The sequence below is a fragment of the Actinoplanes sp. NPDC051633 genome (genome assembly GCF_040681735.1).
Classification (GTDB): Bacteria; Actinomycetota; Actinomycetes; order Mycobacteriales; family Micromonosporaceae; genus Actinoplanes.
This window is the reverse complement of the sequence record NZ_JBFAZH010000202.1, coordinates 1-8,934: the sequence shown is the minus strand read 5'-3', so window position 1 is coordinate 8,934 and position 8,934 is coordinate 1. Positions and strand designations below refer to the sequence as shown.

At 69.6% G+C, this 8,934-nt stretch carries 8 protein-coding genes and 2 pseudogenes; 4 read left to right on the top strand and 6 right to left on the bottom strand.

Annotated features, from left to right (window positions below; translation table 11 throughout):
* From AB0M20_RS14320 to AB0M20_RS14305, 4 genes and pseudogenes are all read right to left on the bottom strand, one after another.
* A pseudogene (locus tag AB0M20_RS14320) lies at window positions 1-880 on the bottom strand (hypothetical protein); the annotation flags it as partial.
* Window positions 881-1,819: 939 nt separating this feature from the next.
* A complete protein-coding gene (locus tag AB0M20_RS14315) occupies window positions 1,820-2,572 on the bottom strand; it encodes an ABC transporter permease (RefSeq protein ID WP_364298059.1) in 753 nt (250 codons plus the stop codon).
* 550 nt (window positions 2,573-3,122) lie between these two features.
* On the bottom strand, window positions 3,123-4,811 hold the full coding sequence (locus AB0M20_RS14310; protein WP_364298057.1) for an alpha/beta hydrolase: 1,689 nt from the start codon (window positions 4,809-4,811) through the stop codon (window positions 3,123-3,125).
* A gap of 772 nt (window positions 4,812-5,583) precedes the next feature.
* Window positions 5,584-5,712: a hypothetical protein gene (locus AB0M20_RS14305; protein ID WP_364298055.1), complete on the bottom strand. Its 129-nt coding sequence runs from the start codon at window positions 5,710-5,712 to the stop codon at window positions 5,584-5,586.
* On the opposite strand from AB0M20_RS14305, the gene AB0M20_RS14300 reads away from it, so the two are divergent.
* Entirely contained in the window at window positions 5,677-5,931 is a 255-nt protein-coding gene (locus AB0M20_RS14300; protein WP_364298063.1) for a hypothetical protein, read from the top strand. The genes AB0M20_RS14305 and AB0M20_RS14300 overlap by 36 nt on opposite strands.
* Window positions 5,932-6,172: 241 nt before the next feature.
* Here AB0M20_RS14300 and AB0M20_RS14295 read toward each other — a convergent pair whose 3' ends face one another.
* Both AB0M20_RS14295 and AB0M20_RS14290 read right to left on the bottom strand, forming a co-directional pair.
* Complete coding sequence (locus tag AB0M20_RS14295; protein WP_364298061.1) at window positions 6,173-6,322, bottom strand: hypothetical protein; 150 nt, start codon at window positions 6,320-6,322, stop codon at window positions 6,173-6,175.
* Window positions 6,323-6,402: 80 nt separating this feature from the next.
* A pseudogene (locus tag AB0M20_RS14290) lies at window positions 6,403-6,639 on the bottom strand (MarR family transcriptional regulator); the annotation flags it as partial.
* A gap of 79 nt (window positions 6,640-6,718) precedes the next feature.
* On the opposite strand from AB0M20_RS14290, the gene AB0M20_RS14285 reads away from it, so the two are divergent.
* The 3 genes from AB0M20_RS14285 to AB0M20_RS14275 all read left to right on the top strand — a co-directional run.
* Entirely contained in the window at window positions 6,719-7,645 is a 927-nt protein-coding gene (locus AB0M20_RS14285) for an SDR family NAD(P)-dependent oxidoreductase (RefSeq protein ID WP_364298053.1), read from the top strand.
* A 22-nt stretch (window positions 7,646-7,667) separates the two neighbouring features.
* Window positions 7,668-8,570 (top strand): amidohydrolase family protein, encoded by a 903-nt coding sequence (locus AB0M20_RS14280; RefSeq protein WP_364298051.1) that lies wholly within the window; start codon window positions 7,668-7,670, stop codon window positions 8,568-8,570.
* Window positions 8,567-8,934: MaoC family dehydratase (locus AB0M20_RS14275; RefSeq protein WP_364298049.1), on the top strand; the 368-nt coding region annotated here is incomplete at its 3' end. The genes AB0M20_RS14280 and AB0M20_RS14275, both read left to right, overlap by 4 nt.

The following is an 8,934-nucleotide window of genomic DNA, read 5'->3' as shown; positions in this document are numbered from 1 at the left end:
GCTCGCCGAGATCCACCACGGAGCTGCCCACGGCGACGCTGTCCGCGGCCCGGTTGGGTCGCGGCGCCAGCAACATGTCGTCCTGTCTGGACCAGAACTCCACGTCACAGCCGCTGCCTCGACCCAGGACGAGCAGGCCGCCAGGGTCCGCCCAGAACCGAACGAAGCGGATCACCCTGGCTTCGCGCAGCGCCCGCAGCGACCGCGCGTCTGTGGCCGGACGCAGCGGTCCCGGTCTGTTCCGCACCACTTCCGCCAGGTACGCGGGTGCCTCCCGGCCGACGTTCCTAAGTGCCGAGAGCACCGCCGGGCGGGCCGATTCCGGCACGGCAACCGTCGAAGTCAGCTGATGGAAGCCGCGCACGCAGAAGTACGGCACCCCGGCGCGGTCCAAAGCGTCGATCACTGCGTTCAGGTTGGCCCGTCGCGCGTACAGCGCGGTGGCGTTGGCCACCACCCGGGCAACGGCCACCGCGCCACCGGTGTGGGCGAGCACATAACCGGGCTGTCGCAGAAAGCGGGCGAAGCGCGCTCTCACGGGCAGCTCGAGGGCAAGGTCGCCGAGCAGGGCGACCGGTCCGGGCCTGGTCAGGCGGTCGGCCAGGAAGGCCCGCGTCCGCGTCGAGAGTCTGGCCTTGATCCAGCTTCTCAACCGTGGTGACACCATGGCGCCGTACGCCCGGAGCAGCCGCGATCTGGCCGGCGGTCGGACCGTTCGCCCAGATGGGGAAGCGCTCATCTCGATGCAGGGTGGGCGCGTCTGTGCAAGGGTCGGTGCCCGTGGATTGCCAAGCGCCGACTGGCGCGCCGGGGCGGCCAGTCCGACCGCGGTGGCGAGTCCTCCGGTGCCGGCGGTGACGGGGACGGTCTTGCCGTTCATGACGGGTGTGTCGGCCATCGCTGATTCCTTATGTCTGCTGGTTGGGCGCCGGTAGGCGGGCGTCGACGTCGGGCTGACCGCCGCCGGTGAGAAGACCGGGCTACGAACGTCGGCAACGGGCTTTTTTGCGAGGTGCGGTGTGTCGCACCGTCGGGTACGCGACGCGGACAAACTGCAGCGGGTGGACGGCAGGACCAGTGATTGATCATCCAGCTGTCCCGAGGCGCCGTCGCGAAGACCGGTTCTCCGCGGCACCGCAGCCCTGTGCACTCGTCTGGAGCGGCTGCACGCACGGGCTGGTTCACCCACACAGGACAATCTTCGGCGTCAGGCCCTGCGCCAAGTCCACAGCATCCGTGCGGCCCGTATTTGGACGATCGCGTGGCGGCGTCGCCCTTGAGGAGCGGTCGATCGCGCGAGACCTTGCCGACGAGCGAGCTTCTGCAATTCGACGTTGCGAGCAGTGTGTAGTTCGAATGCCAATTCCGGGCTCGTGGGCAACATGTGTGATCTCCTTCGTCGATGGTCTGTCACTTTGTTAGTCCCGGCGGGACTCAGTTTTGTTCGCCAGAGATTCGGTCGGGTACACGACTCAGCCGAGGCCGTTTGTTCGCGTCAGTGCTTGACCGGCCACAGCCACGCTCGTGACCTACATCGACGGACACCAGCACCTGTTCGGGGGTCGCGCCGATCTGCCGCACCCTCACCCCGACGCGATCGGCAACCCGCGGTCGGGCGGACAGCAACGCGGCGCTCCGTAAACCTGAGCAACTCGGCGGCGTGAAACGGAGATGGACGAAAGCCGTACGGGCAGGAGAGGGGCGGACCTGCTCCGCCGGCCAGGCGTCACGCCGAGCCCGGATAGACCGCAGCCGCCGGCGGTAGGCGCGGTCGGTGCCGTCATCGGGCGGCCTCCTCTCGCCACGGGTTGCACCCCCTTCACCGTCCGGTACGGCGGGACACGACGCCGGCGGCGACCAACTCGATGGTCAGCGAGACCGCGATCGCCTCCGCCGCCAGCAGCGCGACCAACACCAGCAACTGGGTGGCGCCGGCCTGCACCGCCGAGCCGCCGCCCAGCAGCACGCCGACGAATGCGCCGGGCAGGGTGACCAGTCCGACCGTCCGGGTTTGGTCCAGCGCGGGAGTCAGCGCCTGCCCCGATGAGGGCCGGCAGACCTCCAGCGCGGCGTCGCGCGGCAGGAAACCGAGAGCTAGCGCGGCCTCGTACTCGCCGTGCCGGTCCTTCAGCTCGTCCACCGCGCGCCGGCCCGAGAGCGACGTCGCGGTCATCGCACCGCCGATCAGGATCCCGGCGATCGGCAGCACTGCGACCTCGGTGAGCGGCATCGTGCCGGACGCGACGATGATCGCGCCGACCGGCAGCGCGCCCGCGGCGATCGGCAGCACGACCGGCCAGCCGAGCCGGACCGTGCTCACCCGCCGGGCGGAGGTGGCCGCCGCGACCACCACCATCAGCACGATGAAGCCAGCCGTCGCCCACCACGACCGCAGAACCGCGGTGATCAGCAATGAGACGACGGCTAGTTGGAGGACCGCGCGAGCCGAGGCGGTGACTACGCCACGCCCGACGCCGAGCCGCCCGATCAGCGCGGCCGCCACCGCGACCACGACCAGCGCGGCGAGCACTGCCGCGAAGCCCCAACTCACCGTGATCGCGCCCTGGCCCATCCGGGCATTGAACAGGTCGCGGGAGTTCTTAAGGAACCTTCAGCGATGTCCCGCGCGGACTCTCGCCTCTAGCGCCCAAAGATGGAGCTCGCGGCGTCGCCTTCGAGGGCGGCGAGCACCACGGCTTCGAGAACGGCGGCCTCCAAGGCCCCCGGCGGCGACTGATCCCGAGCCACTTTCATCGCCACCCCGCCCTCTCGCGGGGGAGCGAGCCGTGTCGGAAAGAAGATCCTCGTCTGGGGCGAGGCGGGGCATCGGTCCCACCAGCCGGGGAGCAGTGCCGCGAGCTGCGCCGCCCTGGAACGGGGGCAGGGGTCCCGCGGCCCATCGGCGTAGTGAAAGGGCGTAGGTATGCCATTCCGCGGGTGCCTGACAGTCCGAGCACATGTCGTCCGGCTTCGGCGGCGGCATGGCGAGCATCCTTTCCTGCCGGACGCCACGCCGCGCGCCGAGCCGTTCAGGCCTGAGACCGTCGCTGAGGCGATCGAGAATCTCCGCGTGCGGCTGGGTGCGACACGCTGGTCGGATGGCCGGTCCTGATCGATTGCACCTACCGGAACGCTTGGCGAACAGCGGGCGGGAGGGTCGCGGCGTTGAGTCCGGCCCGGGTTTGTTGCGCCGCGCGCAACATGGCCGCAGACGTCGGCCCGAACGGTGAGCCTTCGGGCTGGCACACGGTGCCCGCCGGTGGCACCCGGCCGGTCAGCAGGTACCGGGTGACGGCGCTGTCTACACAGAAGTTGCCGGCGATGAAGTAGGCGCCGTGCCCCCATCCGGCGTACGACAGCAGCCGCGAGTTCGGCAACAGCCCCGCCGCCGTCACGGCGCCCTGGTAGCGGGTCGCCGGATCGAAGTAGTTACCGACGACGAGCACCGGCGACGACGTACGCGCGGTCCACGGGCCGAGGTGACGGTCCTGCCCGGCGGTACGCGGCCACGCCCGGCACGCGCTCCAGGCCCAGTTCCAGATCCGGCCGAAGTAGCCGTACCGGCGTTCGTTGCGGTCTGCGGCCGACTCCCAGGCCGTGAACGACCGCGGGTTGATGGTGTCAGAGCAGGTGACTCCGGGCGAGCCCTCCACGTCGTTCGGGTATTCCTCCTGCGCCACGCCGGATAGCCCGAGCTTGGTGCGGATCGCAGCAAGACGCTCCCCCAGCGCGGCCGGCGGCACCAACGCTTCCAGGTCGGCGAGGAACAACGCCAGGTCAGGCCAGATCGGCGGGGAGTACAGCGCGCTCAACGTCACGGCGATCAGGTCGTTGTAGGTGAACGTGAACGTCTCGCCGGTGACCGGGTCGGTGATGGTGACCGGGTTCGCGCGCAGCCGCTCGGCCAGCGCCGCGAACCGTTCGCTCGCGTCACCGGAGAACGCGCAGTCCGGACCGGCCGCGTCGCACAGCCGGAAGAACTCACCGAGGGTCTGTGCGGCCCCGTCGGCACTGCCGATGCGGGTGCCGACCGGGGTCGTGCGGGCTTCACCGCCGCGGCCGGTGGCCCAGGCGATCGGGTCGACGACGGCGTCGATCACCAGGGCGCGGAACCGCGACGGGAACAGGTTGGCGTAGTTCTGCCCGAGCAGCGAGCCGTAGGAGTAGCCGAGGTAGCTGAGCTTCTCATCACCGAACGCGCGGCGCAGCAGGTCCATGTCGCGGGCGGCGTCAGCGCTGGACATGTGGTTGAGGATGGCCCCGCCGTGCCGGGCGCACGCGGCGGCCAGGCGACTGTCGGCCTCCCGCTGGACCCGCTCCTGGGCTGGGGTTTCCGGGTACGGGAACGGCGGCCACGATGCGATCGCTTCCTCGTACGTGTCGAAGCAGCGCAGCGCAGTGCTGCGGTGGATGCCGCGGGGGTCGAAGCCGACGATGTCGAAGCGCGCCCGGACCTCCAGCGGCAGGCCCTTGGCGATCGCCCGGGCGAAGTCGACGCCGGAGCCGCCGGGACCGCCGGGATTGAGCAGCAGCGAACCGATCCGCCGAGCGGGATCCCCGGCGGGCAGGCGGATCACCGATATGCCGATCTGCACGCCGGCCGGGCGGTCGTAGTCCAGCGGGGCGGGCACCGTGGCACATTGGAAGCCGTCCCGGCAGGCCGACCAGGACACCACGGGTGCGGCGGCGCTCGCGGATGCGGCTTTGGTGGCGTGGGCCGGCGGCGCGAACAGGGTCACGCTCAGCGCCGCGGTGACGATGGTGGCGAGGACCGCGCGGACCCGGCCGCGCGGCAGGTTCTGGTTGATCATGTGGACTCCCCGGGGTGTTCGGATTGGAGTAACTCACTCGATCGCGTGATCTCAGCGCCTGATGCCGCTGCTCGTTCCGGCCGCCGAGGCGACGGCTCCGGCGGACGGCAATGCCCGAACCTACTCGCCGCCGTCGATGAACACCATGGACCTCAGCAGGCGTCGCGGACGAAGCGCAGCTATTCGTTCCAGTCGCAGAGACCTTCGGCGGCTCGCCGGGACGTGTATACGCCTTGGCCGCGAGGACCCGGCGTGAGGAACTGGTGCGCCAAGATCCATACCCGAGTCGGCGCCAGGATGCCCGATCGTGCGGCGTCAGGGAGCTTCGCCCGTTGGGACATTCCGATCACCATCAGGAAGGGCCATATTGGCATCATGAGCCGATCTCTGCGGTGCCTACTGGGAATGCATACCTGGCGGAAGCGCCACAACGAGCAAGGACAGATCTATCGAACCTGCCAACGATGTGGGAAGGATGACGATCCAGGCTCCCGCATCACAGCTGCCGGAGGGTGAGAACTTGACGGCCTGGCGAGTACAGAACCGACGGCCCGGGGCTGGCGGTGGCGCTCCGATGCCGTTTGTGAAGCCTTCAATGATGCGGTAGGCGATGCAGCGTTCCCGTTCGTGCCAGCTCCGCCGGCTGCGGTAGCCCACTGAGTAGCAGATATCGGTCTGTTGAAACGATCAGTCGGGGAACAGGCCGTCGTACCAGCCCGCGTCGGCACGACGTCAGCAGCCGGCGGCTGATGTCGGGCAGCGCTTCGTCGCCTCACGGACGGCAGAACGGAGGCTGCAGTTCTGCGATCTCCCACAGCACGGCGTCAGCGCGGATCGCCTGCACCGGTTCTGCATCAGAGAAGCCGTGCTGCTGCACCACATCGGCCCGTTCACGTTCCACAGCGACGCCGAGTTCAGGCGTCCGACGAACCCCGCGTGCGCGCAAACCACCAGCTACCGGGCGCCGCCTGGTCGACCCATCCGCGCCTTGTCGGCGGCAGAGGAGGGCGCGAAAATCGCTCTCGTCGCTGAGGCGTTCAAGAAGCTATTCGCGGGCTGCTCCGCGACGCTGATCCGCGCGACATGGCCGAGCTGTACAGCCGGCTCGGGCTGCGGCTGACCTACCGGCCAGGCCCGGAAACAGTGATCGCCGAGGTCGTAGCCACCGCGATCGCTCCCAAGCCCGTAGCCCGCATCCAAACCATGGGTCTGCCCCGCCGGCGAAACACACCAGCGGATATGCCGGTGCCGCACCAACCTCCAACCTGAGGGTTCGGTGTGTCGACCTGTTCGGAACCGTCGGGTCGAGGCGTCGCCAACTCGGCGCCGTCGCCGGCGCGCGAGCCGGACCTGACGGCCGATCAGGCCGGGAAGGCCAGCAGCCGCAGCAGTTCGGCGAGCCGCTCGTGGTCCTCGGGGCTGACGGCCGCCAGCCGGCCCAGTTCCACGGCATGCGCCGATTCCCGGGCGCGGGCGAAGAGGGCCCTGCCCGCGTCGGTCGCGCCGAGCACGTTTGCCCGCCGATCCGCCGGGTCGGGGTGCGCTCGACGAGCCCGCGCCTTTCCAGATCGTCGACGAGGGCGACCACCTGACTCGGATCGAGGCGGAGGAACTCGGCGAGCTCCCGCTGTGTTGGGCGTCTTTCGTCGGCGGCCAGCGCGAGCACGGAGTACGACCGCGCCTTCAACCCGTGCTGCGCGAGGGCGGCGTTCGCCGCCGCCAGCGTCAGCGCGTTGGCGCGGGCCAGCAGGAAGCTCAGGTCCCCGCCGAGCACGCTGTCGCGGAGCCGGGCGGCTCCGGCCGGCTGCGTCTTTCCGGTCAGGGACATGGTCGCGATGGTAGCAAACCACAATCATTGACTTTTTCAATGGTTTGTGCTCAGATCGGCTCCACACGAAGGAGTCGCCATGTCACTGGACGGCAAGGTCGCCATCGTCACCGGATCCGGCCGTGGTCTCGGCCGGGCCTATGCGCTGGAGCTGGCCAGGCTGGGCGCCTCCGTCGTCGTCAACGACGTGGACGCCCGGGTCGCGGCCGACGCGGTTGCGGCGATCCAGGCGATCGGTGGCCGGGCCGTCGCCGTGGTCGCGCCGGTCGGTCCGACGGCGACCGCCGTGGAGCTCGTCGACACAGCGGTCCGGGACTTCGGGCGCCTCGACATCCTCGTCACCAACGCCGGCGTCCTGCGCGACTCGGTGCTCTGGAAGATGAGCGACGACGACTTCGACACCGTCATCGACGTGCACCTGCGCGGCACCTTCACCACCGTGCGCGAGGCGGTGCGGCACATGCGTCCGCGCGGCGAGGGCGGCCGGATCGTCTGCATCGGGTCCCCGACCGGGCAGCGGGGCAATTTCGGCCAGACCAACTACGCGGCCGCCAAGGCCGGCATCGTGGGTATGGTGCGCAGCTGGGCCCTCGAGCTCAAGCGCGCCGGCATCACCGCCAACGCCGTCATCCCGGTCGCGGCAACCGCCATGACCGCCACCATCCCCTACTTCAGCGCGGCGGTGACGGCCGAGGCGAACGGCGAGCCCGTGCCGGAATTCTTCCGGCACGACCTCGGATTCGGCACGTCCGACGACGTGGCCGGGCTCATCGCGTTCCTCGGCTCCGACGCGGCCGCCACCGTCACCGGGCAGGTGATCGGGGTGGGGGGCGACCGTCTGCAGATCTGGACCCACCCGGAGGCGGCGCTGACCGCCTATCGCGAGGGCGGCTGGTCCTACGACGCACTGGTCAAGGCATGGCCTTCGGAGTTCGCCAACGCTCTGCAGAGCGTCGGTGAGAGCTTCCCGGAGCTGCCCGCCGACCTCAGGCCCGCAACCTCCTGACCCGCCTGACGGAGGTGCAGTCATGTACCAGCTCGCCATCGACCTCGACGCCGTCACGGCGATCGACATGCACGTGCACATCGAGGTCGACGACCACGGTCATGCCTCGCTGCCGGATGCGCTGGTGCAGGCGGCGTCGAAGTACTTCCGGACGGACGGACCACGACCTGCCATCGACGCGGTCGCGCAGTACTACCGCGAGCGCCGGATGGCCGCCGTCGTCTTCACCGTGGACGCGCGCACACAGCTGAACCATGACCCGCTGTCGAGCGTCGACATCGCCCGGGCGGCATCCCGGCATGCCGACGTCCTCATCCCGTTCGGCTCGGTCGATCCCCGCACGGGGGAAGCGGCCTTTGAGCTCGCCGCCCGGCTGATCGAGGACGAGGGGGTCCGAGGATTCAAGTTCCATCCGACGGTGCAGGGCTTCGATCCCAGCCACGAGGAGTACGGACCGCTGTGGAGTCTCCTCGAGAACGCGCGGGTTCCGGCGCTGTTCCACACCGGACAGACCGGCATCGGGGCGGGGCTGCCGGGCGGCTACGGTCTCCGGCTCGGGTTGTCGAACCCGATCCTGCTCGATCCGATCGCGGCGGACTTCCCGAACCTGCAGATCATCATGGCCCATCCCTCGGTGCCATGGCAGGACGAGGCCCTGTCGGTGGCGACGCACAAGCACAACACCTGGATCGATCTGTCCGGCTGGAGCCCCAAGTACTTCCCCGCGGAACTGGTGCGGTACGCCAACTCGATCCTCAAGCGCCGCGTGCTGTTCGGCAGCGACTACCCGATGCTCACGCCCGATCGCTGGCTGCGTGACGTCGAGGGCACGGACCTCAAGCCCGACGTGCTCCCGGGCATCGTCAAGGACAACGCCGCCCGGTTGCTCGGACTGCGCCCATCGACGCCGGAAGGAACCCGATGACCACCACGATCGACTTCGACCAACTCCCCGGCCTGGCCGGCACCGACCTCGGCCACACCGAGTACCGGAGCGTCACCCAGGAGCAGGTGAACCTGTTCGCCGACGCGACCGACGATCACCAATGGATCCACGTCGATCCTGAGCGGGCACGGAGCGGCCCGTTCGGCGCACCGATCGCCCACGGCTTCCTCACCCTCTCCCTCGCCGTCGCGTTCTGGACCGAGCTGCTCGAGGTGAAAGGCGTGTCCACGAAGGTGAACTACGGCCTCGACAGGGTGCGATTCCCGGCCCCCGTCGCGGTCGGGTCGCGAGTGCGCATGCGGGCAGCCATCGCCGAGGTCACCGAGGTCGCCGGCGGCTATCA

Excerpts from the sequence above, each read along its gene's own strand:
- AB0M20_RS14315 (WP_364298059.1), bottom strand. The coding sequence starts at position 2,572 with ATGGGCCAGGGCGCGATCACGGTGAGTTGGGGCTTCGCGGCAGTGCTC.
- AB0M20_RS14310 (WP_364298057.1), bottom strand. The coding sequence starts at position 4,811 with ATGATCAACCAGAACCTGCCGCGCGGCCGGGTCCGCGCGGTCCTCGCC.
- AB0M20_RS14285 (WP_364298053.1), top strand. The coding sequence starts at position 6,719 with ATGTCACTGGACGGCAAGGTCGCCATCGTCACCGGATCCGGCCGTGGT.
- AB0M20_RS14280 (WP_364298051.1), top strand. The coding sequence starts at position 7,668 with ATGTACCAGCTCGCCATCGACCTCGACGCCGTCACGGCGATCGACATG.